The organism is Comamonas terrigena NBRC 13299 (assembly GCF_006740045.1).
Taxonomy (GTDB): Bacteria; Pseudomonadota; Gammaproteobacteria; order Burkholderiales; family Burkholderiaceae_C; genus Comamonas; species Comamonas terrigena.
In genome coordinates, this window is the sequence record NZ_AP019749.1 from 1,289,207 (window position 1) to 1,315,147 (window position 25,941).

General features: G+C 66.4%; 23 protein-coding genes. 10 read left to right on the forward strand and 13 right to left on the reverse strand.

Annotation, left to right across the window (positions count from 1 at the left end; translation table 11 throughout):
• Window positions 1–4: 4 nt before the first annotated feature.
• The 4 genes from CT3_RS05955 to CT3_RS05965 all read right to left on the reverse strand — a co-directional run bounded on the left by CT3_RS05955 (window position 5) and on the right by CT3_RS05965 (window position 2,893).
• Window positions 5–574, reverse strand: coding sequence for a class I SAM-dependent methyltransferase (locus CT3_RS05955; protein WP_066539167.1), 570 nt, complete (start codon window positions 572–574; stop codon window positions 5–7).
• 64 nt (window positions 575–638) lie between these two features.
• Complete coding sequence (locus CT3_RS05960; protein ID WP_066539166.1) at window positions 639–1,451, reverse strand: SDR family oxidoreductase; 813 nt, start codon at window positions 1,449–1,451, stop codon at window positions 639–641.
• Between the two features lie 42 nt (window positions 1,452–1,493).
• Window positions 1,494–1,661, reverse strand: a complete 168-nt coding sequence (locus CT3_RS21165) for a hypothetical protein (RefSeq protein ID WP_172591864.1) — start codon at window positions 1,659–1,661, stop codon at window positions 1,494–1,496.
• Window positions 1,662–1,699: 38 nt separating this feature from the next.
• Window positions 1,700–2,893, reverse strand: a complete 1,194-nt coding sequence (locus tag CT3_RS05965; protein WP_066539517.1) for an MFS transporter — start codon at window positions 2,891–2,893, stop codon at window positions 1,700–1,702.
• A 232-nt stretch (window positions 2,894–3,125) separates the two neighbouring features.
• Between CT3_RS05965 and CT3_RS05970 the strand changes: the two genes are divergently transcribed.
• The 3 genes from CT3_RS05970 to parC are packed head-to-tail and all read left to right on the forward strand — an operon-like array spanning window position 3,126 to window position 8,410.
• On the forward strand, window positions 3,126–5,105 hold the full coding sequence (locus CT3_RS05970; RefSeq protein WP_066539163.1) for a DNA topoisomerase IV subunit B: 1,980 nt from the start codon (window positions 3,126–3,128) through the stop codon (window positions 5,103–5,105).
• Between the two features lie 9 nt (window positions 5,106–5,114).
• Window positions 5,115–6,050: a lytic transglycosylase domain-containing protein gene (locus tag CT3_RS05975; RefSeq protein WP_066539161.1), complete on the forward strand. Its 936-nt coding sequence runs from the start codon at window positions 5,115–5,117 to the stop codon at window positions 6,048–6,050.
• On the forward strand, window positions 6,047–8,410 hold the full coding sequence (parC, locus tag CT3_RS05980) for a DNA topoisomerase IV subunit A (protein ID WP_066539157.1): 2,364 nt from the start codon (window positions 6,047–6,049) through the stop codon (window positions 8,408–8,410). The genes CT3_RS05975 and parC overlap by 4 nt, the downstream gene beginning before the upstream one ends.
• 166 nt (window positions 8,411–8,576) lie before the next feature.
• Here the strand turns inward: parC and CT3_RS05985 are convergent, their stop codons facing one another.
• The gene (locus CT3_RS05985; protein ID WP_066539156.1) at window positions 8,577–9,638 is read right to left on the reverse strand and encodes an NAD(P)-dependent alcohol dehydrogenase; all 1,062 of its coding nucleotides are present in this window, start codon (window positions 9,636–9,638) and stop codon (window positions 8,577–8,579) included.
• Between the two features lie 195 nt (window positions 9,639–9,833).
• On the opposite strand from CT3_RS05985, the gene CT3_RS05990 reads away from it, so the two are divergent.
• A complete protein-coding gene (locus CT3_RS05990) occupies window positions 9,834–10,778 on the forward strand; it encodes a LysR family transcriptional regulator (RefSeq protein WP_066539155.1) in 945 nt (314 codons plus the stop codon).
• 93 nt (window positions 10,779–10,871) lie between these two features.
• Here the strand turns inward: CT3_RS05990 and CT3_RS05995 are convergent, their stop codons facing one another.
• Window positions 10,872–11,549, reverse strand: coding sequence for a YiaD family glycine zipper/OmpA-like lipoprotein (locus tag CT3_RS05995; protein ID WP_066539154.1), 678 nt, complete (start codon window positions 11,547–11,549; stop codon window positions 10,872–10,874).
• A 322-nt stretch (window positions 11,550–11,871) separates the two neighbouring features.
• A complete protein-coding gene (locus CT3_RS06000; RefSeq protein ID WP_066539153.1) occupies window positions 11,872–12,231 on the reverse strand; it encodes a hypothetical protein in 360 nt (119 codons plus the stop codon).
• Window positions 12,232–12,738: 507 nt separating this feature from the next.
• Here CT3_RS06000 and CT3_RS06005 point away from each other — a divergent pair.
• Window positions 12,739–13,128 (forward strand): COG4315 family predicted lipoprotein, encoded by a 390-nt coding sequence (locus CT3_RS06005; protein WP_066539152.1) that lies wholly within the window; start codon window positions 12,739–12,741, stop codon window positions 13,126–13,128.
• Between the two features lie 127 nt (window positions 13,129–13,255).
• Here CT3_RS06005 and trhA read toward each other — a convergent pair whose 3' ends face one another.
• The 4 genes from trhA to CT3_RS06020 all read right to left on the reverse strand — a co-directional run bounded on the left by trhA (window position 13,256) and on the right by CT3_RS06020 (window position 15,413).
• Complete coding sequence (gene trhA, locus CT3_RS06010; RefSeq protein ID WP_066539150.1) at window positions 13,256–13,891, reverse strand: PAQR family membrane homeostasis protein TrhA; 636 nt, start codon at window positions 13,889–13,891, stop codon at window positions 13,256–13,258.
• Window positions 13,892–14,045: 154 nt separating this feature from the next.
• Window positions 14,046–14,438 (reverse strand): nuclear transport factor 2 family protein, encoded by a 393-nt coding sequence (locus CT3_RS06015; RefSeq protein WP_066539149.1) that lies wholly within the window; start codon window positions 14,436–14,438, stop codon window positions 14,046–14,048.
• A 279-nt stretch (window positions 14,439–14,717) separates the two neighbouring features.
• Window positions 14,718–14,888: a hypothetical protein gene (locus tag CT3_RS21170; protein WP_172591865.1), complete on the reverse strand. Its 171-nt coding sequence runs from the start codon at window positions 14,886–14,888 to the stop codon at window positions 14,718–14,720.
• Window positions 14,889–15,149: 261 nt separating this feature from the next.
• Window positions 15,150–15,413 (reverse strand): hypothetical protein, encoded by a 264-nt coding sequence (locus tag CT3_RS06020; protein ID WP_127446185.1) that lies wholly within the window; start codon window positions 15,411–15,413, stop codon window positions 15,150–15,152.
• Window positions 15,414–15,530: 117 nt separating this feature from the next.
• Here CT3_RS06020 and CT3_RS06025 point away from each other — a divergent pair, with 117 nt between their 5' ends.
• Both CT3_RS06025 and CT3_RS06030 read left to right on the forward strand, forming a co-directional pair.
• Entirely contained in the window at window positions 15,531–17,249 is a 1,719-nt protein-coding gene (locus CT3_RS06025; RefSeq protein ID WP_083520518.1) for a methyl-accepting chemotaxis protein, read from the forward strand.
• Between the two features lie 575 nt (window positions 17,250–17,824).
• Window positions 17,825–19,453: a methyl-accepting chemotaxis protein gene (locus tag CT3_RS06030; RefSeq protein ID WP_066539148.1), complete on the forward strand. Its 1,629-nt coding sequence runs from the start codon at window positions 17,825–17,827 to the stop codon at window positions 19,451–19,453.
• A gap of 215 nt (window positions 19,454–19,668) precedes the next feature.
• On the opposite strand, the gene CT3_RS06035 is transcribed toward CT3_RS06030, so the two are convergent.
• Entirely contained in the window at window positions 19,669–20,127 is a 459-nt protein-coding gene (locus CT3_RS06035) for a RidA family protein (protein ID WP_066539147.1), read from the reverse strand.
• 100 nt (window positions 20,128–20,227) lie between these two features.
• Here CT3_RS06035 and CT3_RS06040 point away from each other — a divergent pair, with 100 nt between their 5' ends.
• From CT3_RS06040 to CT3_RS06050, 3 genes are all read left to right on the forward strand, one after another.
• Complete coding sequence (locus tag CT3_RS06040; RefSeq protein ID WP_083520517.1) at window positions 20,228–22,690, forward strand: DNA internalization-related competence protein ComEC/Rec2; 2,463 nt, start codon at window positions 20,228–20,230, stop codon at window positions 22,688–22,690.
• A gap of 107 nt (window positions 22,691–22,797) precedes the next feature.
• A complete protein-coding gene (locus tag CT3_RS06045) occupies window positions 22,798–24,324 on the forward strand; it encodes a circularly permuted type 2 ATP-grasp protein (protein WP_066539145.1) in 1,527 nt (508 codons plus the stop codon).
• A 46-nt stretch (window positions 24,325–24,370) separates the two neighbouring features.
• Complete coding sequence (locus CT3_RS06050) at window positions 24,371–25,336, forward strand: alpha-E domain-containing protein (RefSeq protein ID WP_066539143.1); 966 nt, start codon at window positions 24,371–24,373, stop codon at window positions 25,334–25,336.
• Window positions 25,337–25,374: 38 nt separating this feature from the next.
• Here the strand turns inward: CT3_RS06050 and CT3_RS21175 are convergent, their stop codons facing one another.
• The gene (locus CT3_RS21175) at window positions 25,375–25,746 is read right to left on the reverse strand and encodes a DUF4148 domain-containing protein (protein ID WP_174976631.1); all 372 of its coding nucleotides are present in this window, start codon (window positions 25,744–25,746) and stop codon (window positions 25,375–25,377) included.
• Window positions 25,747–25,941 lie beyond the last annotated feature (195 nt).

The following is a 25,941-nucleotide window of genomic DNA, read 5'->3' on the forward strand; positions in this document are numbered from 1 at the left end:
CGGGTTAAGGCGTCAGCCGGGCCGGGAGCGCGCTGCCCGCTGGGCGGATGGCGGCGATGCGCTGCACCACGCGGTCAGGCTGGCGCAGCTGGCCGCATTCATAGGCCACCACCTGCCAGCCGGTGCAGACCTGCAGCAGCTCGCCGGGGGCCAGCAGAAAGTCCGGGCGTGACGGTTTGCCAAAAGCTTCGTTGCCCTGGCCGAAGGTTTCATACAGCAGCACGCCGCCGGGCGCCACACTGTCCAGGATCTGCGGCCACAGGGGGCGCCACAGGTAGTTGGTGACCACCACCGCGCCGAACTGGCGCCCCGGCAGCGGCCAGGGGCCGTTTTCGATATCGGCGCAGAGCAGCTCGCCCAGACCGGGCAGTGCGGCCAGTGCGGCTGCATCGCGGTCCACCCCGGTCATGGCATGGCCATTGGCGGCCAGCCAGCGCAGGTGGCGGCCGCTGCCGCAGGCCACATCCAGCACGCTGCAGCCGGCCGGCAGCAGATGGCGCCAGCGCTCGATCCAGGGGGACGGTGCTGGCTGGGCTTGCGGGAGTGTGGAGGCAGGTGGCGTGGCGTGGATCATGTAGAAAACTATAGCAGCCTGTACCTTGGGGGCAGGTGGTGCAGACGGCCTGGGCTGACCAGGGTCAATGGCTGCCAAGCGGACGCTGCAGGGCCGCCAGCGCCATGCGTTCCACCACACTGGGGGCAATGAGCTTGACCCAGCGGCCCAGTTTTCCTTGGCGTGTCATGACCACCTCGCGTTGGCGGCGTTCCATGCCCTGCAGGATCAGCCGCGCGCATTCGGCCACGGGCATGGCATGTTCCTCCTTCAGGCCGCTGACGCCGGCGGCCTGGCCTTGGGCGTTGTAGCCGTGGTAACGGATGCGGGTGTCCACCACGCCGGGGTAGGCCGTGGTCACGCTGACGCCGGCCGGTTTCAGTTCGGCGCGCAGCGCTTCGAAAAAGCCGGCCTGGGCGAACTTGCTGGCGCTGTAGGCCGTGCGCCCGGGCACGCCCACCAGCCCGGCCAGCGAGGACACGGCCACGATGCTGCCGTGCGAGGCTTTCAGGTGCGGCAAGGCGGCATGGGTGCACCACACACTGCCCCAGAAATTGGTGCGCATCAGCTGCTCGTACCAGGCCAGGTGCTCGGCACTCACTTCTTCGAACAGGGCATGGGCCGATACGCCGGCGTTGTTGACCAGCACGTCCAGGCCGCTAAACTGCTGCGCGCTCTGTGCCACCAGGGCGCGGCAGGCCGCCTCGTCGGAGACATCGGTGGGCACGGCCAGCAACTGGGCGCCATGGGCCTGGCACTGGTCCGCCACGGACTGCAGTTTGTCGAGGTTGCGCGCGGCCAGGGTCAGCTGCAGCGATTGCTGGTGGTGCCGTGCCAGTTGGAGCGCCATTTCGACGCCGATGCCGTCAGAGGCGCCGGTGATGAGGATGCGGGGCATGAGACCTCCCGGCCATGCCGCCGGGGCGGGCTGCCCCCAGGCTCAGAAGCAGGCCCAGACCTGGTTGGCGAGTGTGACCATGAAGTCCGGCTGCAGATACAGGGCAAACACTGCTGCCAGCACCGCGGCGATGACCGCCCAGACCAGCGCCCGCCGCCAGCCGTGCAGCCGGGGCGGGACAGAGGGCGGTGCGGTGCCGGGGGTATGCATGGCTGCGATGGTAGCGCTGAACGGCGGTGAGAGACCGGTCAGGCGGCGGCCGGCTTGCGCACCAGGGCCTGCTCACGCACCGGCAGGTTGACAACGGCGGCAAAAATGCCCAGCGCAATCGCCAGATACCAGACCATGTCGTAATTGCCGTTGCGGTCATACAGGTAGCCGCCCAGCCACACGCCCAGGAAACTGCCCACCTGGTGGCTGCAGAACACAAAACCGCCCAGCATGGACAGATGCTGCACACCGAAGATCTGGGCGATGGTGGCATTGGTCAGCGGTACGGTGGACAGCCACAGAAAGCCCATGGCGGCCGAGAAGAGGTAGACCGACCAGGGCGACAGCGGGGCCAGCAGGAAGGCAATGATGACCACCGAGCGCAGCCCGTAGATGCCCGACAGCAGGTAGCGCTTGGGCATTTTCTGGCCCAGATTCCCGGCGATGTAGGTGCCGAAGATGTTGAACAGGCCCACCAACGCCAGGGAATAGCTGGCCACCTGGGGGGCAATGCCAAAGTCCTTCAGGTAGCTGGGCATGTGCACGCCGATGAACATCACCTGGAAGCCGCAGACAAAGTAGCCCGACAGCAGCAGCACAAAGCTGGGGTTGGTCCAGGCTTCGGCCAGGGCCTGGCCGATGGTCTGGTCGCGCTGGGGCGCAGCACCTGCCGTGCCGCCAAAGCCGGGCTCGCGCAGGCCAAAGGCCAGGGCGGCAATCACCAGGGCGATCACGGCCAGGATCAGCAGCGCGTTGGACCAGCCGAACTGCGCAATCAGCCCGCCTTCCACCGGCACCATGAAGAACTGGCCGAACGAACCGGCTGCCGCCGTCACGCCCATGGCCCAGCTGCGGCGGTCGGGCGGAATCTGCCGCCCCAGCACGCCATAGATCACCGCATAGGTGGTGCCGGCCTGGGCGGCACCGATCAGCACCCCGGCCGTGAGCGCAAACAGCAAGGTGGAGGGCGACAGCGCCATGCCCACCAGACCCAGCGCATACAGGATGGCGCCGCCGATCAGCACCTTGAAGGCGCCCAGCTTGTCGGCCATCATGCCCACGAAGATGCCCAGCACGCCCCAGGACAGGTTCTGGATGGCAATCGCCAGGGCAAAGGATTCGCGGGTCCAGCCCATTTCCTGGGTGATGGGTTGCAGCCACAGGCCGAAGCCGTGGCGTATGCCCATGGACAAGGTGACCACTGCACCCCCGCACAGCAGCACCTGCAGCATGGGCAGGCGGTTGGTGGTGTTGTTTTGGTTTTGCATAGCTGTGGAATGTATCCAGTTCACCCGCTACCTGTGGGGCAGCCCCACCTCGCGAATGGACTCCGGCGCGACAGCCTGCTGTGTTAGCGTTGCGCCCGGAAATGCCCCGGCGCTTGCGCATGTGCAAGCAATGGCGTCAGGGGTAACTGTTTATTTATCCAGCTGTGCGCTGGTGCGCGCACTACAATTCGCCCCCATGGCAGCCAAACCCTCTACTTCCATTCCCGAATATTCGGAAGGTTCGATCCGCGTCCTCAAGGGCCTGGAGCCGGTCAAGCAACGCCCCGGCATGTACACCCGCACCGACAACCCCCTGCACATCCTGCAGGAGGTGATCGACAACGCGGCCGACGAAGCCCTGGCCGGCTACGGCAAGCGCATCAAGGTCTCGCTGCATACCGATGGCTCGGTCAGCGTGGAAGACGATGGCCGCGGCATTCCCTTTGGCCTGCACCCCGAAGAAGGCGCCCCTGTGGTGGAGCTGGTCTTCACCCGCCTGCATGCCGGCGGCAAGTTCGACAAGGGTCAGGGCGGCGCCTACAGCTTCTCCGGTGGTCTGCACGGCGTGGGCGTGTCGGTGACGAATGCGCTGTCCACGCGCATGGAAGTCACCGTGCACCGCGACGGCAAGGTGGCCCATCTGGTGTTTGCCGGTGGCGATGTGATCGAGCCCCTGACCGTGCGCCCGCTGCAAAGCGGCGAGCGCAAGCAGGGCACCACCGTGCGTGCCTGGCCGGACGCCAAATACTTTGAATCGTCCAACCTGCCCATGGGCGAGATGGTGCACCTGCTGCGCAGCAAGGCGGTGCTGATGCCCGGCGTGAGCGTGTCCCTGGTCAACGACAAGAACCGCGACACGCAAAGCTGGCAGTACAAGGGCGGCCTGCGCGACTATCTGGCGCAAAGCCTGGCGGGCGACCCCGTCATTCCCCTGTTCGAGGGCGAGGGCTTTGCCGACCGGCACAACGACAACTTTGCCGAAGGCGAAGGTGCGGCCTGGTGTGTGGCCTTCACCGAAGAAGGTGCGCCGCTGCGCGAGAGCTATGTCAACCTGATTCCCACCACCGCCGGCGGCACGCACGACAGCGGCCTGCGCGACGGCCTGTTCCAGGCGGTCAAGGCGTTCATCGACATGCATTCGCTGTTGCCCAAGGGCGTCAAGCTGATGCCGGACGATGTGTTCGCCCGCGCCAGCTATGTGCTCTCGGCCAAGGTGCTGGACCCCCAGTTCCAGGGCCAGATCAAGGAGCGGCTGAACTCCCGTGATGCCGTGCGCCTGGTCTCGGGCTTTGTGCGCCCGGCGCTGGAGCTGTGGCTGAACGAGCATGTGGAGCACGGCAAGAAGCTGGCCGAACTGGCCATCAAGGCCGCGCAGACGCGCCAGCGCGCCGGCCAGAAGGTGGAAAAGCGCAAAGGTTCCGGCGTGGCCGTGCTGCCCGGCAAGCTCACCGATTGCGAAAGCCGCGACCTGGCCCACAACGAGGTGTTCCTGGTCGAAGGCGATTCGGCCGGCGGCTCCGCCAAGATGGGACGGGACAAGGAGACCCAGGCCGTGCTGCCGCTGCGCGGCAAGGTGCTCAATACCTGGGAAGTGGACCGCGACCGCCTGTTTGCCAACACCGAAATTCACGACATCTCGGTGGCCATCGGTGTCGATCCGCATGGTCCGGATGACGTGGTGGATCTGTCCGGCCTGCGCTACGGCAAGATCTGCATCCTGTCCGATGCCGACGTGGACGGCTCCCACATCCAGGTGCTGCTGCTGACGCTGTTCTTCAAGCATTTCCCCAAGCTGATGGAGGCCGGCCATGTGTGCATTGCCCGTCCGCCGCTGTTCCGCGTGGACGTGCCGGCACGCGGCAAGAAGCCCGCGGCCAAGGTCTATGCGCTGGACGAAAGCGAGCTGAACGCCATCTTGGAGAAAGCGGTCAAGGAAGGTGTGGCGCGCGAGAAATGCCAGATCAGCCGCTTCAAGGGCCTGGGCGAGATGAACGCCGAGCAGCTGTGGGAAACCACGCTCAACCCCGACACGCGCCGCCTGCTGCCGGTGCAGGTCGACACCATGCCGCTGCAGGAGACCGAGCACCTGATGACCCGCTTGATGGGCAAGGGCGAGGCAGCCTCGCGCCGTGAGCTGATGGAGCTGCACGGCGACGCGGTGGACCTGGACATCTGAGGCCCTGCCATGCCGCTGTCTTTCATTGCATGGCTGCAGACTTTACGGGCATGGCCGCAGCACGCGGCACGCCCGGCGGGACTGCGCCTGTGCGGTGAAAGAGGGCTGCGCGCCCGGTACCGACGGCTGCTGCTGACCCTTTGGCTGTCGGCTGCCGCGGCCCTGGCGCTGCCCGGCGCGGCTCGGGCCGATATCTGGGCCTATGTGGATGGTCAGGGCGTGACCCACTTTGCGGCCGAGCCGCTGGATGAGCGCTACCGCCTGTTCTTCCAGGGCGATGATTTCGATTCGCAGCGCGACGGCACGCCCCGACACGCAGGTAGCGGCTCGGGCCTGAAGGTGGACGCGGCTTCCGTGGCATCGGCCGGCAAGCTGGCAGCGTATTTCTCGTCCTCGGCCCAGTACCAGCGGGTGCGCCGCCATGTGGAGCACACCGCGCAGAATACCGGGCTGGACTACGAGCTGCTCAAGGCCCTGATCGCCACCGAATCCGGCTTCGATGTGGATGTGGTCTCGCCCAAGGGCGCTGTGGGGCTGATGCAGCTGCTGCCGGCCACGGCCGAGCGCTTTGGCGTGCGCGCCGACGCGCGCCGCTCGGTGGCCGCCAAGCTCACCGACCCCGCCACGAATCTGCAGGCCGGCGCCCGCTACCTGAAGTATTTGATCGCCATGTTCCCGGGCCGGCTGGACCTGGCGCTGGCCGCCTACAACGCAGGGGAAAACGCTGTCAAACGCTTCGGCCAGGCGATTCCCCCGTACAAAGAAACCCAAAACTATGTCCGCACCGTGCTGGCGTTGTATGAACAGCTGCAGCCCGGCGCTTCCGCGGCGGCCGCACGCGGTGGCCGCCAGGCGGCCATCCCCGGCACAGGCCGGGTGCGCATGGAGCTGCGCGGCGACCAGCCGGCTGCGGACCTGAGTACTACCCCGAACTTTCTTCCATGAGTGACCATTTGACGCTAGACCTTGCACGCCCCGCCGAGGGCGGTGACTCGCTGGACCTGGGCGCCTACGCCCAGCGCGCCTACCTGGAATATGCCCTGTCCGTGGTGAAGGGCCGGGCCCTGCCCGATGTGGCCGACGGCCTCAAGCCCGTGCAGCGCCGCATTCTGTACGCCATGGACCGCATGGGCCTGTCCTATGGCGGCAGCACCGGCAACACGGCGGCCAAGCCGGTCAAGAGCGCCCGTGTGGTGGGCGATGTGCTGGGCCGTTTCCACCCCCATGGCGACCAGTCCGCCTACGACGCGCTGGTGCGCATGGCGCAGGATTTCAACCAGCGCTACCCGCTGGTGGACGGCCAGGGCAACTTCGGCAGCCGCGACGGCGACGGCGCTGCAGCCATGCGGTACACCGAGGCCCGGTTGTCCAAGATCACGCGCCTGCTGCTCGACGAGATCGACCAGGGCACGGTGGATTTCGTGCCCAACTACGACGGCAGCACCGAAGAGCCCCAGCAGCTGCCCGCGCGCCTGCCTTTCTCGCTGCTCAACGGCGCCAGCGGCATTGCCGTGGGTCTGGCCACCGAAATTCCCAGCCACAACCTGCTGGAAGTGGCCGAAGCCTGCGTGGCGCTGATCAGAAAGCCCGCGCTGGCCGATGAGGAGCTGTTTGCACTGATTCCCGGTCCGGATTACCCCGGCGGCGGCCAGATCATCAGCAGCAGCCATGACATTGCCGAGGCCTACCGCAGCGGCCGCGGCAGCCTGAAGGTGCGTGCGCGCTGGACGATCGAGGAGCTGGCGCGCGGCCAGTGGCAGCTGGTGGTCAACGAGCTGCCTCCGGGCGTGAGCACGCAGAAGGTGCTGGAAGAGATCGAGGACATCACCAACCCCAAGGTCAAGACCGGCAAGAAGGCGCTGACCCTGGAGCAGAACCAGCTCAAGGCCAGCATGCTGGCGGTGCTGGATGGGGTGCGCGACGAGTCCAGCAAGGACGCACCGGTGCGCATCGTCTTCGAGCCCAAGACCGGCAAGGTGCCGCAGTCCGAGCTGGTGGTCGCATTGCTGGCCCACACCAGCCTGGAAACGTCCAGCTCCATCAACATGACCTGTATCGGGCTGGACGGCAAACCGGTGCAGAAGCCGCTGCGCCAGATGCTGGAGGAGTGGATCGATTTCCGCCAGGCCACCATCACCCGCCGCAGCGAATACCGCCTGGCCAAGGTGCTGGACCGCATCCACATCCTGGAAGGCCGCCAGGCCGTGCTGCTGAACATCGATGAGGTGATTGCCCTCATCCGTGCCAGCGACGAGCCCAAGCCGGCGCTGATGGAGCGCTTCAACCTGTCCGAACGCCAGGCCGAAGACATTCTGGAAATCCGCCTGCGCCAGTTGGCACGGCTGGAAGCCATCAAGATCGAGCAGGAACTGGCCGCATTGCGCGACGAGCAGAAGGGGCTGGAAGAAATCCTGCAGGACTCCAAGGCGCTGCGCAGCCTGATGGTCAAGGAAATCAAGGCCGACGCCAAAGAGTTTGGCGATGCACGCCGCACCCTGATCCAGGCGGAAAAGAAGGTGGTGGCCGAGGTCAAGGTGGTGGATGAGCCGGTGACCGTGGTCATTTCCGAAAAAGGCTGGGTGCGCACGCGCCAGGGCCATGGCCACGAGGCCGCGGTGTTTACCTTCAAGTCCGGCGACCAGCTGTGGGGCACGTTCGAATGCCGCACCGTGGACCAGCTGATCGTGTTTGGCGACAACGGCCGTGTCTACAGCGTGGCTGTCTCCAGCCTGCCCGGCGGGCGCGGTGACGGGCAGCCCGTCACCACCATGATCGACCTGGAGTCCGGCAGCCAGATCACCGCCTACTTTGCGGGCAGTGCCGACAGCCAGCTGCTGCTGGCCAGCTCCGGCGGCTACGGTTTTGTGGCCAAGCTGGAATCCATGGTGGCGCGCAACAAGGCGGGCAAGTCCTTTGTGACGGTGCAGGACGGCGAGACGCTGTGCCTGCCCAGCAACCTGGCCGCCATCCCCGCCGCCACGGCCGACGGCGTCGACACACCGGCCGCCACCCATGTGGCCTGCCTGTCCAGCGATGGTCATGTGCTGACCTATGCCCTGTCCGAGTTGAAGCTGATGAGCGGGGGCCGCGGCCTGCAGCTGATGAAGCTGGAGGACAAGGCCAGCCTGGTGGGGGCAGCAGCCTACACCCGCAGCGTGCGCATCACCGGCAACGGACGCGGCGGCAAGGACCGGGAAGAAACCCTGGAAATCCGCAGCCTGAACAACGCGGCCGGCAAGCGCGGCAGCAAGGGCAAGGCCGCAGGCTGGACCTTCAAGCCCAGCGGCATCTTCCGGGTGGAATAAGCCGGCGCGTTCCGTGTCCCCCGCAAAAAAAGCCAGCTGCGTGCTGGCTTTTTTTTGCGTCCCGGTGGCGGGGCAGGAGCCCTGGACATGGGCGAGCGGCCGATGCGCTGGGCTGCCAGCGGCTATGACCGGGTTGCCCCTGCCGCCACAGGGTGGCAGGGTGATCTCACGCAGCGCCTTGGAACGAGGCAATATCGATCACAAACCGATATTTCACATCGCTTTTCAGCATGCGTTCGTAGGCGTCGTTGATGCTGCCGATGTCGATGCGCTCGATATCGGCCGTGATGCCGTGCTGGCCGCAGAAGTCCAGCATCTCCTGGGTTTCGGCAATGCCGCCGATCACCGATCCGGCCACCGATTTGCGGCCCATCACCATGGGGGCGGTGTTGAGCATTTCTTCCAGCGGACCGAGGTAGCCCACCAGCACCAGCGTGCCGGACACCGCCAGGGTGCTGACATAGGGGTTGAGTTCGTGCACATAGGGCACGGTGTCGATGATCAGATCGAACTGGCCGCGCACGGCCTTCATTTGCGCGGGATCGGTGGAGATCACCACGTGGCTGGCACCCAGGCGCTGGGCGTCGGCTTCCTTGCCCGGGCTGCGGCTGAACAGCGTCACTTCGGCGCCCATGGCCTTGGCCAGTTTCAACGCCATATGGCCCAGGCCGCCCAGGCCGACCACGGCCACCTTGCTGCCGGGGCCCACCTTCCAGTGGCGCAGCGGCGACCAGGTGGTGATGCCCGCGCACAGCAGCGGGGCGGCGCCGGCAGGGTCCAGGTGCTCGGGCACGTTCACCACAAACTGTTCGGAGACCACGATGCGTTCCGAATAGCCCCCCTGGGTGGATGTGCCGTCCTGGCGGTCCACATCGTTGTAGGTGCCGGTCATGCCGTTCTCGCAGTACTGCTCCAGCCCCTGGGCGCAGGCCGGGCAGTGCTGGCAGGAGTCGACCATGCAGCCCACGCCCACGCGCTGGCCCACGGTAAAGCGCGTCACATCGGCGCCCACGGCCGTCACGCGGCCGATGATTTCGTGGCCGGGGACCACGGGGTAGCGTGGAACGCCCCAGTCGCCGCGCACGGTGTGCAGGTCGGAGTGGCAGACCCCGGCAAATTCGATCTCGATGGCCACATCGTTGGGGCGTGGATCGCGGCGCACAAAGCTGAACAGCCCCAGTGCAGAGGTGGCGGAATGGGCGGCATAGCCGCGCACGGGCATGACCATGGTGGTGTCCTGTGGGAAAAGTCGCAAGAAAGTGCTGGCCGCTGCCGGGGTGGAAAGGAGGAGGGCAGCGGCAGCCGTTGTGAGCAGATTCTAGAAAGCACATTCACAAGCCACTAGCCATCAATGCCTTGAAGGATTTACAAGTGAAATTTGTCAGTAGACGGATTTTTCAGGTGTTTGCCCCTACCATGGCCCATGCCCATCAATGAACTGCGCGCGCTGCACACCTTTCTTCACACGGCCGAGCTGGGCAGCCTGCGCCGGGCGGCGCAGCAGCAGGGCGTCAGCGCCCAGGCGGCCAGCCAGGCGCTGGCCCAGCTGGAGAAGCACCTGGGCGTGCGCCTGTTCCACCGCACCACGCGCAGCATGGCGCTGACGGCCGAGGGGCGGCAGCTGCTGGCCACGGTGCAGCCGGCAGTACGCAGCCTGGAGCAGGCGCTGGCCGGTGTGCAGCATGCCAAGGACGAGATCGCCGGACCGCTGCGGGTGGTGGGGCCGCGTTCCACCTTTCGCCCGGTGGTGGCGCCGCTGCTGTCCGCATTCAGTGCCCGCCACCCCGCGGTGCAGCTGGAGGTGCAACTGGACGACCATGTAGGCAACTGGGTGGAGGATCGGGTGGATGTGGGCTTTCGCGGCGGCCCGGCCACGGCCGAAGGCGTGGTGGCGCGGCGGCTGTTTGCGCTGCAGCTGATCGTCTGCGCGGCGCCGGCCTATCTGGAGCGGCAGGGCGCGCCGCGCACGCCGGCCGAGCTGGCGCGGCACCCATGCAGCGTGTTCTTGCGCACCGATACCGGCCGCCCCATGCCCTGGCAGCTGCGGCAAGGGGACGCGGTGGTCTACCAGGCGCTCACGCCGGCCTTCAGCACCAATGACGAAGAACTGGAGCTGCAGGCCGTGCTGGGCGGCCAGGTGCTGGGCCAGCTGACGGGGGTCACGGCGGCGCCGTTCATCCGGTCCGGCCGCCTGGTGCCGGTGCTGCTGCCGTACCTGGTGGAGGAGCACAGCCTGTATCTGTACTGGGGCAGCCGCAGCGCCCAGCCTGCCCGCGTGCGGGCGTTCATCGACATGGCGCTGGAGACGCTGACCGAGAACCCGGCCTTTGTGCTGGGCCGGGCGGAGCTGGAAGCCGCCGCACGCTGACACCGCAGCAGACCGGTCCGCGTGCGGATGAGGCTGCTGCGGCACGGAGGCCGGCGGGCGTCCTCCTGGGGCAGGGGCTGCCCCGGCAGCTGTTTATCGGCGCTGTTCCATCACAAACACCTCCACCCGGCGGTTCTTGGCCCGGCCGGCCGGTGTGTCGTTGCTGGCCACGGGTTCACGGGCGCCGCGGCCTTCGGTCTGGATGCGCGGACCCATCACCTTCTGCTGGAAGATGTAGTTGCGTGCCGCATTGGCGCGGTCCTTGGACAGCGGGTCGTTGATGTGCGGGCCGCCACTGCTGTCGGCGTGGCCCACGATCAGCACATGCGTGGTGGGATGGCGCTTGAGGCTGTCGGCAAAGCGGCCGAGCAGGGTGCGGGCCTGGGGCTGCAGTTCGGCGCTGTGGCTGTTGAAGGTGATGTCGGCGGGAAAGACCATCTTGAGCCGGTTGTCGTCGGTGCGGCTGACCTTCACGCCGGTGCCCTTGGTGGCGCGCTCCAGTTCCAGGCGCTGGCGCTCCATGTTCCTGGACCACAGATAGGCCACGGTGCCGCCCACGGCCGCACCCGCCACCGCGCCCACAGCGGCCTTGCCGCCCGTGGCATGGGCCACGCCCGCACCGGCCACGGCGCCCACGGCCGCACCCACTGCGGTATTGCGCGTGGTGTTGGTGGGGGCCTGCGTGGTGGGCGTGGGGGCAGGGGCGCTGCACCCGCTCAGGGCAAGGGCAGAAGAGGTCAGGGCCAGCAGCCAGGCAGTGCGTGCGCGCAAGGTTTTCTCCGTCAGTAACAGTTGCTGCGTCGAATGTACCGGAATTGAAATGCAGAAACGTTGTTCAAGCGCACCAGGTATGCACAAGCTGCTATGCATGCGTGAGCATGGGAGTGCTTGCTTTGATAGAAAAAATTACAAGCTGCGAGGGCGTGGCATGCGGCAGAGAATGGGCCGCAGGCATGGGCCGGCGCTGCCCTGCGGCTGATGGATGACCGCGTGCCGTGCGGCCCAGGTACAAAAAAGCCCGCAGGGAGCGGGCAGAGGCCGTGGTGCGGTGGTGCGATGGGGTGTGGTAAGCGCCACCGCTGCGGCAGGCGGGTCAGGCCAGGCCGTCCAGGCTCAGTACATCGGTTTCCACGCACACGCCATTGTCCAGGCTGGCACGCACCACAAAGCCCTCGTCGATCGCGACCAGCTGGGCGCTGTCCACGTTCAGACCTTCATGGCCTTGCGGGCCCTGGAAGGAGAAAAAGCCGCGCAGCGGCAGGTCGGCGGCGCACTCCATGTCGACGGCAGGGTGTTGTTCCACCAGCCATTGGCGGGCGGAACGCAGGGTGGCGGCTACGGGCAGGCAGTCGGCGGGAATGTCGATGTGGGCGGTGCGCGTGGTGTCATCGCCGCTCAGTCCATCCAGATCGCCGATGGTGAAGAAGGGCAGTTGAAAGCTGTGGGTGCTCATGGGTAGGTTCTGCTATCAAAAATGTTGCATGCATTGTCCGGGTAGAGCGCATCAAGTCTGGTGGGATGGTTTTTGAATCCATGCGGCTGCCACGGAGCAGTCCTGGGATGTCGCGGCCGGCCAGAAGTTCTGCGTGCCGTGCAAAAAAAGCGGCTGGCCTGCGGCTGCACTGCATGCGGGTGGCGGGCGGCGCACTGTTCACACCCGGAGCGGCCGTGGAGCGGGGGCGATGTCGGCACCGTTCCCCGCCGGGGTAGGGGGCCAAGCACCACAGAAAGCGCGCACAACGCACCAACGGTTACACCGTGTAGCTGGGATGGAGGGAGACTGCATGGTCTTGCCCTGCCGGAGTGATGGACACGGCGGGAGCAGGCCATGTGCCCCCGGGCGCTGTCGCAGCCAGTGCGGCTGCGGTGGCAGACCGCGTTGCCCATGCTGGGCAGGGCATTGCGTTGTCTACCGTCCATCCGGCCGCAGGCCGCCATTTCACAGCAAGGAGACCACACCATGATCCGCATGATTTCCCTCACTGTTCTGGCACCGGCGCTGCTGGCGGCCTGTTCCATGGCTCCCCATGCCAAGGACAACTCGCCCAGCACCATTCGCGATGGCATGCTGGTGGGGCCGAACCAGATGACGCTGTATGTGTTCGACAGGGATACTGCCGGCAGCGGAAAAAGTGTCTGCAACGGGCCCTGCGCCACCAACTGGCCGCCGCTGATGGCCAAGGCCAATGCGGCACCCACTGGCGACTGGAGTGTGGTGACGCGCGATGACGGCAGCAAACAGTGGGCCTACAAGGGGCGACCGCTGTACTTCTGGGCCAAGGACACCAAGCCCGGTGACAAGACGGGCGACGGCTTCCTGAACAACAGCTGGCATGTCGCCAGACCGTAAGCGGGGACGATGACAGCGGCGCATGCCGCTGTCGCTGCAGACATGAAACCGCGGTTAGCGCTGGGCGGCGTGCGGCAGAGAGCGCTCTGGTCGCTTTTTCTTCGATCCAGCGGTGTGTCAGCGTGGATCAGCGCGCTGCGGGCACCGGCAGCACATACAGCCACACCGCCGCATAGTGCAGGCCGCTGCCTGCCAGCACGAACAGGTGCCAGATGCCATGGGCGTGGCGCAGCCGCTGGTCCAGAGCGAAGAACACGATCCCGCCGGTGTACAGCAGCCCGCCCGACAGCAGGCAGACAAATCCGGCCGTGCCCAGCGCATCCAGCAGCGGGCCGACGGCGACCAGCACCACCCAGCCCATCAGGGCATACAGCACCAGCGACAGCACCCGGGCTTCACTGCGCGGCTTGATCTCCTGCAGCATGCCCACCACGGCCATGCCCCAGACCACACCAAACAGCGACCAGCCCCAGGCGCCGCGCAGGCTGATCAGGCAGAACGGGGTGTAGCTGCCGGCAATCAGCAGGTAGATGCTCAGGTGGTCCAGCTTGCGCAGCACCCGCTTGGCGCGGCCGCGCACGCTGTGGTAGCTGGTGGAGATGGCGTACAGCAGCACCAGGCTGGCGCCGTAGATGGCCACGCTGGTGATGCCTATGCCGTCGCTGTGCAGGCTGGCACGCACGATCAGCCACACCGCACCGCCCAGCGCCAGCAAGGCGCCCAGCAGGTGGGTCCATGCATTGAAACGTTCGCCGTAATACATGCGTTGCCATGCCTTTCGCCGTGCGGAGGCTGTGCTGCGTCCATGGTGCGCACAGCCAGTGCGTTGCAGTCGGCACAGCGTAAGGGCTGGGCAATGGCACTACCGCAGGCAGGGGATGGCGGGCGTGGTGGGCGGTGTGGCCTGGCTGTGGGACTTACTGCGGCTGGGCGTGGAAGGCCTTGTTGGCAATCTTCCAGCCGGCCTCGGTCTTGAGCAGCACGAAGTAGTCGGTGAAGGTCACGGCGCCATGCTCCAGCGTGACCTTGGCCATGGCCGAGGTGCCGGTGATGTCCAGCCAGTCGATGCGGCGGCGGCGCAGGGCCTCGTCCGCCGCCGGAATGTTGTTGAAGCGCTGGCAGTAGACGTCCAGCGTCCACGATGTCAGCGGACCTTCCCGCACGCTTTCCAGGCGGGCGCTGGGCAGAAAGGCTGCGCGCATGTGTGCGGCGCAGTCCTCCGCGTGTCCACGCATGTACAGCTCCAGCGGTAGGCGCACAGCGGCTTCTTCGGGGTGGGGGATCGGGTGCTGGGGGGCAGCGGTGGTCATGGTGGTCTCCTGGTGATGGTGTCCGGGGTGCGCATGCATGCTAGGTCCGCTGGGGCGGAGGATTAGGCGCGTGGCGGTGAAGACTGTTTCACCGGCGTAGCGGGCACAGGTCGACCATGCGAGCCATTGCAGGCTGTCCAAAGCAAGCGCCCCGAAGGCCACGGCGGGCATTCGGGGCGGAAGGGGAGATCGCTCCAGGATCCGGAGCGCCAGCGGCAGCGCCGCACACAGAAAAAAGACGCTGCTGCTGCCGCTCCGGTGGAGAGCGGGGCGGAAAGCTTATTCGCTTTCGCTGGGGCTGCCGCAGTCGTCGCAGGCTTCGGTGCTGCAGCCGCCTTCGGCTTCGATGGTGTGGGTGCACATGCAGTGCGGGCAAAGGATGCGGCCGAGGTAGCTGCCTTCGTGGGTGGAAGTGGTGTCGGCGGCAAGGGTCACGTGGCGGTTGGGCATGGGATGCTCCTTCTGTAACGGTGGCGCAGGCTGTCAAAGGCCGGAGCGCCGGGTTAAGACATGGGTGTCAAACACCATCCCTTGCTCAACTTGCTAATTAGCACGGTGGTGCTAATTGGCTGGCTGGCGGTGCGGCACAGCAGGTAGTTGCTGTGGTCCTGAGGGGCTGCGCTGGAGGGTGAATCCGCCGCAACCTCAGAGGGTTGGCATGGGTCTTATTGTTTGCGTCGCAGCAATTTCTTTTTTGGCGCCATAAAAAAATTATTCTTCTTTTAAATCAAATAATTGCGTTAATTTTTCGTAATGTAAAACGATTTTCTGGCCTGTAAAAGTACAAAAATCAGGTGTTTTTTCAGAATGCGAAATCAAAATTTCACAATACAGAAAAATGCGGCGATGCAGCGTAATGAAAAGCGCCATGCAACCGGAGGCACCATGCCATCGCAGCAAATGCTGCAAGAAATGCGATAAAGCCCTGTGAATGGCAGGGGATCCATGCAGCAGCTGGCGTGTGGTGCGCGCCACATGCCACCTTCCCTGGGGCTTACACCGATACGAACCTGTGGCGCTTTGTTGTCCACTTCGTATCCGCACGGTCGTGCTTTTTAGTGCGCTGCATCATAAAAAGAGGGAGGAGGGGCTATGAAGCACATCGGGGTGACCCACAAGTTGTGGCTGGGGGTGGGCAGCATCGTGGTGGGGGCGGTGATCATCGTGGGCGTGGCGGGCTACAACTCGGCCCAGCACCAGAAAAAGCATGGCGAGCAGGACCGCCTGCTCTCTCTGCGCCTGGAGCAGGCCACGCAGTGGCATGCATTGACCCAGGTGAATGCGGTGCGGACCCTGGCCCAGGTGTTCAGCCGCGATGCACAGGATGCCGAGCAGTTCTCCGCGCAGATGGCAGCGACCAGCCAGCAGATCTCCACTTTGCAACAGGCGTTGGAGGCATCGGCCCGCGATGCGGACGACCGCGGCCAGATGCAGAACGTGGTGGCCTTGCGCCAGGCCATGCAGACCCAGCGGGATCAGATGCTGCAGAAGAAGGCCGCCGGCCAGGAGGAGGAAAGCCGCGCCCTGGCGCGCACCGGCTACCGCCAGTCGGTGGATGCCTATCTGGCCGGCCTGCTGCGCTTTGTGCAGCACCAGTCCCAGGGGCTCGAAGCCATGCGTGCCGAAATGGGCGCTGCACGGCAAGGGGTGGTGCGCAGTTCTGCGCTGAACATGGTGGTGTTGCTGTTGGGCGTGTCGATTGGTGCCTACCTGCTGATCAACGGCATCCGCCGCGCGCTGGCGCAGGCCAACGGGGTGGCCGGGCAGATTGCGGCCGGCGACCTGCGCAGCCAGTGGGCAGTGCAGCGCCACGATGAGTTTGGTCAGTTGCTGCTGTCACTGCAGGCCATGAGCCGGTCGCTGGGCGCCATGATCCAGGATGTGAGCACCAGCGGCGATGCCATTGCCCTGGCCAGCGCCGAAATCGCCAATGGCAACCAGGATCTGTCGCAGCGCACCGAAATCACTTCCAGCCATTTGCAGCAGGCCGCCAGTGCCATGCTGCAGCTGACCAGTACCTTGCAGCAGACGGCGGCCAGTGCCCAGCAGGCCGCAGGCCTGGCGGACCAGGCGTCGGGCGTGGCCCAGCGGGGCGGGGCCGTGGTGGGCCAGGTGGTCAGCACCATGAACGACATCCACGCCAGCAGCCAGAAGATTGCCGACATCATCGGCGTGATCGATGGCATTGCCTTCCAGACCAATATCCTGGCGCTGAATGCGGCGGTGGAAGCCGCCCGCGCGGGTGAGCAGGGGCGCGGCTTTGCGGTGGTGGCCAGCGAAGTGCGTTCCCTGGCCGGCCGCAGCGCGGATGCCGCCAAGGAAATCAAGCAACTGATCCAGGCCTCGGTCGAGCGGGTGGCCGATGGTGCGCGCCTGGTGAACGAGGCGGGAGGGACCATGCAGGAAATCGTGCAGTCCGTGCAGCGCGTGACCCAGGTGATGGGACAGATCAACGCCAGTGCCGCCGAGCAGCGTGACGGCGTGGCCCAGGTCAGCGAAGCCGTGGGCGCGCTGGACCAGATGACGCAGCAGAACGCCGCGCTGGTGGAAGAAAGCGCGGCGGCCGCCTTCAGTTTGCGTGAGCAGTCGGAACACCTGCGCGAGCTGGTGCAGCGCTTTCAGGTGCCGGACAGCGTGCCGCAGCGCACGGGGGCCGCTGCTGTGGCCGCCACGGTACCTGTCGGTGCATCCGCGCCGGTCCTGGCTAGCGGCCACGGTGCAGTGCATGCACTGCGCTCCCCTGCACGGGCACCCGCATTGGCACCGGCAGGGCAGCAAACCGATCCATCGCGTGCACTGGAGATGGCATAGCACTACCTGTTCTACACGCCGCGAGCACCAAGGCCCGGTGCACGCGGATGCCGGTTGAGGGAAGAGGGCGCAACCGTCCATGGAGCATGGCGAGCGTTGGGGGGAGCTATCGGCTCCCCCATTTTTTTGCGGCGGCGCAGCGATCCTGCGCAGTGCCGCCCTGTTGATTCCACAGGCGGTACCTGCGGTCGCACCGCGGCGGTTGTGCGGCATGCACGGCGGGGCGCGGGTGTGCCACGCTCCTGCGAGGCGCAACCATCCGACGTGCGCTTGCACAGCGATCGCTGATGGCCGACGGCTCGGTGCCTATCTGCGAAGCATGGGACGCTGTGCCTGGGGATGTTTCCGGTTAACGAACGGTTGTGAATGGCTATTGAGAAATGTCAATTCATAGTAATCATCAGTGATGCGAAATGGAGGCCATCAGGGAAAACCAGATTTCGTCGCCGGGCTGGTTCGGCGTCCACTGTGTCTGGGTGTAAGTCTTGTCAATCGTGCAGGCGACCGCCGATATTTTGGCGGACGAACGGTGGCAGGGCCGCATCCACGCATTGCAACCGAGGCATGGAGAGTGCATGAAAAATATCAGCGTCACACGCAAGCTGTGGATCAGTGTGCTGTGTATCGTGGCGGGCATGGTGGGATTGGCGGGCTTTGTGGGCACCGGCGCTTACCGCTTCCAGAAGCAGCAGGAGGCCCAGGAAGTCATCCTGTCCCAGCGCGTGGCGGAGGCCATGCACTGGGCGGCATTGACCAAGACCAACGCCGTGCGCACGCTGGCCGTGGTGCTCAGCACCGATCCCAGCGTGGGCGAAGAGTTCTCGCCCACCATTGCGGCCACCAGCGCGCAGATTACCAAGGTACAGAAAAGCCTGGAAGAAGCCAATCTGAGCGAGGCCGACAAGGCCCAGATGGCCCGTATTGCCCAGCTGCGCAGCGACATGATTGCGGTCCGCCAGCAGGTGATGAAGCTCAAGGAAGCCGGGAGCGCGGATGAAAGTGTGAAGATCGTGCAGGCCACCTACAAGCCGGTGGTGGACAAATACCTCGAAGGCCTGCAGGCCTTTGTCGACCTGCAAACCGCCCACATCACCCGCATGCGCGCCGAGATGGCAGACACCCGTGTACGCATGGGCCTGTGGGCCGGCGTGGGCATGCTGGCGCTGGTGGTGGCCATCGTGCTGGGCGCGCATTGGCTGATCAACAGCATCCGCCGGCCGCTGGTGCAGGCCAACGAGATCGCCGAGCGCATTGCTGCGGGGGATCTGAGCACCCAAGTGGGGGTCGACCGTAGCGATGAGTTCGGGCAGTTGCTGCTCTCGCTGCGCAATATGAACCAGGCGCTGGGGGGGATGATCCAGGAAGTGCGCTACGGCACCGACAACATCGCCCAGGCCAGCGCCGAAATCGCCATGGGCAACCAGGATCTGTCGCAGCGTACCGAGGAAACCTCGGGCCGCCTGCAGCAGGCGGCCTCCGCCATGGCCCAGCTCACCAGTACGCTGCAGCAGACGGCGGGCAACGCCCAGCAGGCTACCCAGCTGGCCGAACAGGCCTCGGGCGTGGCCCAGCGGGGCGGGGCTGTGGTGGGGCAGGTGGTCAGCACCATGAACGACATCCATGCCAGCAGCCAGAAGATTGCCGACATCATCGGCGTGATTGATGGCATTGCCTTCCAGACCAACATCCTGGCGCTGAATGCGGCGGTGGAAGCCGCCCGTGCGGGTGAGCAGGGACGCGGCTTTGCGGTGGTGGCCAGCGAGGTACGGTCTCTGGCCGGCCGCAGCGCGGATGCCGCCAAGGAAATCAAGCAGCTGATCCAGGCCTCGGTCGAGCGGGTGGCCGATGGTGCACGCCTGGTGCATGAAGCGGGCGGCACCATGCAGGAAATCGTCCAGTCCATCGAGCGCGTGACACTGACCATGGCCGAGATCAACGCCGTGGCCGCCGAGCAGCGCGATGGCATTGCCCAGGTCAGCGAGGCCGTGAGCTCGCTCGACCAGATGACACAGCAGAACGCGGCCCTGGTGGAGGAAAGTGCGGCTGCCTCGCACAGCCTGAGCGAGCAATCGCAGAACATGAAAAGCGTGGTGGGCCGTTTCAAGGTCCCCGGCGCGCAGCAGGTTCTGGGCTTGCAGCGCCCGGTGCCGGCGCCCCGCAGCATCGGCAGCCGGCCGCAAGCGATGCTGGAGCTGGAGGGCTGACCTCCTGGATCCACAACCGGGCGTAGGTGGGGCGACCGACCGCCGCACCAGGCACCGGGCAAAAAGGCAAAGCAGCCACAGGCCTCTTCACGGTCCGGTGGTTCGCGCCCAACAAAAAAGCAGCCCCAGAGGCTGCTTTTTTTGTTTCCGGTGCACGGCAAGGGGCCAGGGCGGCCTGCACCCAGGCCACTGGGCCGCGTGCCCGACGGAACGGGTCAGGCGATCTCGGCGACGAGATCGATCTCCACGCAGGCGCCCATGGGGACCTGTGCCACGCCAAAGGCGCTGCGTGCGTGCGAGCCCTTGTCGCCAAACACTTCGGCCAACAGCTCGGAGCAGCCGTTGGTCACCAGGTGCTGCTCGGTGAAGCTGGCGGTGGAATTCACCAGGCTCATCACCTTGACGATGCGGGTGACGCGGTTCAGATCGCCGCCGCAGGCCACCTGCAGCGTACCCAGCAGGTCCACGGCCACGGCGCGTGCGGCCAGCTTGCCTTCGTCGGTGCTGATGGCGCCGCCCAGCTGGCCGGTCCACACCTTGCCGTCCTTGCGGGCAATATGGCCGCTCAGAAACACCAGGTTGCCCGTCTGCACGAAGGGCACATAGGCGGCGGCCGGGACGGCCAGCGGGGGCAGGGTGATGTTCAGGGCTTGGAGTTTGTCGTAGACACTCATGGGAGTTCCTTGCATGGTGGGTAGATCGGGGCGGGAGGGGCGTGCTGCGGTTCCGGCGCGTGCGTGGCCGTCGGTGACAACCGCGCGCATGCCAGCCAGTATGCCAAGAGTGGAGCCGTCTTTCGCTTCCGCGTGCACTGCAGTACGGCTTTCTCCCACGATCTGGGCCCTGGCCGCCACGGCAGGGGTGGCGCTGCAGCTGCTGCAGCCTGCCCTGTGGCCGGGGTGGAGGTACGCGGTGCTGGGCGTGGCGGCCGTGCTGCTGGGGGGCGCGGCCATGTGGGCGCGGCCGCACGCCGGCGCGCGGCGAACGCAGCAGGGGCTGCTGCTTCTGATGGTGGTTTGCGCTGCGGCGGCGTCCTTTGCGCTGACGGGATGGCAGGCCCTGGGGCGGCAAGCCCAGCGCATTGCGCCTGCCTTGGAGGGCGTGGATGTGGACGTGATCGCCGTGGTGGACGCCCTGCCGGCACGCACCTCCCAAGGTCTGCGGATGCAACTGGTGGTGGAGCAGGCACAGCGGGCCAATGGACAGGCCGTGGAGCTGCCGCAGCGGCTGGAAGTCACATGGTATGCGCCACGCGGAGCGGGGGCTGCGCTGTGGCCTGCGGTCTCGGCCGGCGAACGCTGGCGCTGGACGCTGCGCCTCAAAGCCCCGCATGGTGCGCGCAATCCCCATGGCTGGGACTGGGAGCTGTGGCTGTGGGCCCAGGGCATTGGCGCCACCGGCTATGTACGCGACAGCCCCAAAAACACCACCCCCCGGCGGCTGGATCCTGCCGAAGGCCGCCGCCCGGTGGAAGCGCTGCGCCAGCAGGTGCGCGATGCCATCGTGGCCCAGGGGGCCGTCCCGGGCGCGGCAGATGCCGAGCCGGATGCCGCGAACGATCGCCGCCGTGCCTTTGGCGTGGTGGCGGCGCTGGTCACGGGCGACCAGCGCTCCATCGACACCGCCGACTGGGAGGTGTTTCGCCGCACCGGCGTGGCCCACCTGGTCAGCATTTCGGGCCTGCACATCACCATGTTCGCCTGGCTGGCGATGCGCCTGCTGGGGGCCTTGTGGCGCTGCAGCCCGTGGCTGTGCCTGCGCTGGCCCGCGCCGCTGGCGGCACTGTGGGGCGGCGTGGGGCTGGCGGCAGCCTATGCACTGTTCAGCGGTGGCGGACTGCCTGCGCAGCGCACGGTGGGCATGCTGGTGGTGGTGGCCCTGCTGCACAGCACCGGCCGGCGCTGGCCTTGGTGGGCGGTCTGGAGTGCGGTGCTGGCGGTGATCGCGCTGTGGGATCCCTGGGCGCTGTGCCAGGCGGGCTTTTGGCTCAGCTTTGTGGCCGTGGGGGTGCTGCTGGCGTCGGGCACTGCGGGGTGGCAGCTGCAAGGCTGGGCGCAGCGGCTGTACCAGTTGCTGCGCGAACAGATGGTGGTGGTGCTGGCGCTCAGCCCGCTGTCGCTGCTGTTCTTCGGGCAGGTTTCGCTGGTCGGTGGCCTGGCCAATCTGCTGGCCATTCCCTGGGTGACCCTGGTGGTCACCCCTCTGTCGCTGCTGGGGGTGCTCTGGCACCCCTTGTGGGAGGCCGCGGCCTGGTGTGTGCAGGCCATGGCGGTGGTGCTGGAGGCGCTGTCCGCCTGGCCCTGGGCCAGTCTCGCCCGGGCGCAGGCGCCGTGGTGGGCGGCCGCAGCGGCCATCGCCGCCGGTGTGGGCCTGGTGCTGCCGCTGCCCTGGCAGTGGAAGGCGTTGGCCTTGCCGCTGCTGTGGCCCGCGCTGTGGTGGCAGGCGCCCCGGCCCGCCCCTGGCGAGGTGGACATGCTGGCGCTGGACGTGGGCCAGGGGGCAGCGGTGTTGCTGCGCACGGCCCACCACAGTCTGCTGTTTGATGCCGGGCCGGCCTGGCCGGGGGGAGATGCCGGGGCCCGGGTGGTGCAGCCCTTGTTGCAGGCCCTGGGGGAGCGGCTGGACATGCTGGTACTCAGCCATGGCGATGCCGACCATGTGGGTGGGGCCGAGGCGGTGCTGGCCCAGCAGCCCCAGGCGCAGTTGGTGGGGGCGGGCGCGGCGGTGGTGGCCCAGCGCCTGTCCCGGTCCTGGCAGCCCTGCGTGGCCGGTCAGCAGTGGGAATGGGACGGGGTGCTGTGGCAGGTGCTGCACCCCGCGGCCGGCGTGCAGGGTGACGGCAATGCCGCCAGCTGCGTGCTGCGCGTGCAGGCGGCCAACGGTGCAGCGGTGCTGCTGACAGGCGATATCGAGGCGGCGCAGGAAGCCGCATTGCTGCGCTCCGGCCAGAACCTGCAGGCCGATGTGCTGCTGGCACCCCACCATGGCAGCCGCACCTCGTCGAGCGCGGCGTTTCTGGCGGCGGTGGCGCCGCACACGGTGGTGGTGCAGGCGGGTTATCGCAACCGTTTCGGTCACCCTGCAGCGCCTGTTTTGCGGCGCTACGCCGCCCAGGACCTGGTGGTGCAGAGCACGCCCCAATGCGGCGCGGCGCACTGGAATGGTGTGCAGGCGCAGACAGTGGCCTGTGAGCGCAGTCTGCGCCCACGTTACTGGAGCCATGCACCAGATCGGTGAGTGCTTGCCCGGAGGGGGCGGAGCGTGGCAGCCCTTAAACTGGCTGTCATACCCATAGTGCATCGCTATGGCCCGCAATTTGCTATGCAATCCCAAGGAGGCCCACGATGCAGAAGTACGACGAGATGTACACCATGCTGCCGTTTGACGGCAGTGACGTGCGAGACCACTACAAAGCCTATGCGCAGTGGCTGGCACAGCAACCGGCGCAGACCATGGCAGCGCGCGCGGCAGAGGCAGAGATGATCTTCCGCCGCGTGGGGATCACCTTTGCGGTCTACGGGGAGAAAGACGCCAATGGTGCGGGCACGGAACGCCTGATTCCGTTCGACCTGATCCCCCGCATCATTCCCGGCGCGGAGTGGACGCGCATGCAGGCGGGCCTGGTGCAACGGGTCACGGCACTGAACCGCTTCATTGCCGACATTTACCACGACCAGGACATTCTGCGGGCCGGTATCGTGCCCAGGGACCTGATCGCCAACAATGCCCAGTACCGGCCCGAGATGGAGGGCGTGGATGTGCCGCGCGACATCTATGCGCACATCGCCGGCATCGACATCGTGCGCGCCCCCAATGCCCGGGGCGAAGGTGAGTACTTTGTGCTGGAGGACAACCTGCGCGTGCCCTCCGGCGTGTCCTACATGCTGGAAAACCGCAAGATGATGATGCGGTTGTTCCCCGACCTGTTCACCCGGCACGCCGTGCAGCCGGTGGCGCATTACCCCGACATGCTGCTCGATACGCTGCGCGCCAGTGCTCCGGCACGGGCCGCATCCGATTCGGCCACGGTGGTGGTGCTGACGCCAGGCATGTACAACAGCGCCTACTTCGAGCACGCCTTCCTGGCGCAGCAAATGGGGGTGGAGCTGGTCGAGGGACCGGACCTGGTCGTCAAGGACAAGGTGGTCTATATGCGCACCACGCGCGGCCTGCAGCGCGTGGATGTGATCTACCGTCGCGTGGATGACGACTTCCTGGATCCGCTGGTGTTCCGTCCCAATTCCACCCTGGGCTGCGCCGGGTTGATGGACGCCTACCGCGCCGGCAATGTGACCATCTGCAATGCGGTGGGCACCGGGATCGCCGACGACAAATCGGTCTACCCCTATGTGCCGGAGATGATCCGCTTCTACCTGGGCGAGGAACCGATTCTTTCCAACGTGCCCACCTGGCTGTGCCGCAAGCAGGACGATCTGAAATACGTGCTGGCGCATCTGCATGAGCTGGTGGTCAAGGAGGTGCATGGTGCCGGCGGCTACGGCATGCTGATCGGCCCTGCTGCCACCCGGACCGAGATCGAGGACTTCCGCCGTGCGCTGCTGGCCAATCCGGCAGGCTATATCGCCCAGCCCACGCTCAGTCTGTCGAGCTGTCCGACGATGGTGGATGCTGGCATTGCGCCGCGCCACATCGATTTGCGCCCCTTTGTGCTGAGCGGCGAGACCGTGCGCATGGCGGCCGGCGGCCTGACGCGCGTGGCGCTGAAGGACGGATCGCTGGTGGTCAATTCTTCGCAGGGCGGCGGGACCAAGGACACCTGGGTGCTGAACGAACAGGCCCAGGGCCAGCCTTCACCGGAGCTGGTGCAGGAGCTGGGCGGCATGGTGCAGAGCATGGGAGGGAACTGGTGATGAACATCGCTTGCATTCCTGCCATGACGATCTTGAAAGGTTTCCCATGCTGAGCCGTACCGCAGACCACCTGTTCTGGATGTCCCGCTACACCGAGCGGGCAGAAAACACCGCCCGCATGCTGAACGTCAGCTACGACACCTCCATGCTGCCCCAGCCTGCCGAGATGGCACGCAAGGACTGGATGGGGGTGCTGTCCATCAGTGAACTGATTCCCGCCTACGACCGGCGCCATACCCAGGTCACGCGCGATGGCGTGCTGCATTTCATGGTGCGCGATGAGAACAACCCCTCATCGATCTACTCCTGCCTGCGGGCCGCACGCGAGAACGCACGGGCGGTGCGCGGCGCCTTGACGTCGGAAGTGTGGGAAACCCAGAACCAGACCTGGCTGGAGCTGAACCGCCAGCTGCAGGATGGCTGGTTCGAGCGCGACCCGATGCAGTTCTTTGAGTGGGTCAAATACCGCTCCCACCTGTCGCGGGGCGTGTCGCTGGGCACCATGCTGCAGGATGAGTCCTTCCACTTTGTGCGGCTGGGCACATTCCTGGAACGGGCAGACAACACGGCGCGCCTGCTGGATGTGAAGTTCCACGCCATTGAGAGCGACTACCACGGTACCGATCTGCGCCAGGTGGGGCAGCAGCAGTTCGACTTCTACCACTGGAGCGCGGTGCTGCGCAGCGTCTCGGCCTTCGAGGTGTACCGCAAGGTCTACCGCGATGTGATCACGCCCGAGCGCGTGGCCGAGCTGCTGATTCTGCGCCGCGACATGCCGCGTTCGCTGCACGCCAGCATGCACGAGCTGATGGACAACCTGCGCCAGGTGGGGCACCAGGAGATGAGCGAGAGCCTGCGCAGTGCCGGCCTGTTGCTGGCCCAGCTGCAATATGGGCGCATCACGGAAATTCTGGACACCGGCTTGCATGCCTATCTGACCCAGTTCCTGGACCGGGTCAACCTGCTGGGCGGGCAGATCAGCCGCGACTTCCTGGCGCCCGAGCTGGTCTGAACCGCAGCGCGGGGTCCGCGATAGGCGGCCCTATGCGCTCAGTAACCAGACCGTGGTGTCGGGTGCGCCGTATGCGGGCCGGGGGCAGAGCCGGCCATGGCGCCGGGTGCACAGGCTTCGGGGCGCAGCGGTGGCGTGGGCTGGCCGTAGGAGCGCAAGACCATGGCTTCCAGTTCGCCCGAGGCCCGGGCGCATTCCAGCTCTGCAATCACCTCGGCACGGGTGCGACCCGGCTGCACCGCAGGCGCGGCGGGCATGGCCTGGCTGGCGGCGACGGCCACCACCGGTGCTTCGCTGCGCTCCTGTGCCAGGCTGCCGGTGGCAATACCGCCGGCCATGGTGGCGCACAGCAAGGCAGTGCGCAGATGCCAGAGTGGCGTATTCGAAAGGGATGGGGTGTACTGCGACATGGCAGGGCTCCTGCAAAAAACACGGCGACGTTGCCGCATGCCTGCACTGTCGTGCCGGGTGCCAGCGAGGCACAGCGCCTTGCGACGAAACCGGGGCGGCGCAGTGTGTACCGACGTGCTGGTGGTGTGAATGGCGGGGTGCAAATTGGGGACAAGGCAGGTGCAAGGCCGCGCTTGCCGGGCCACGGCGGCGCA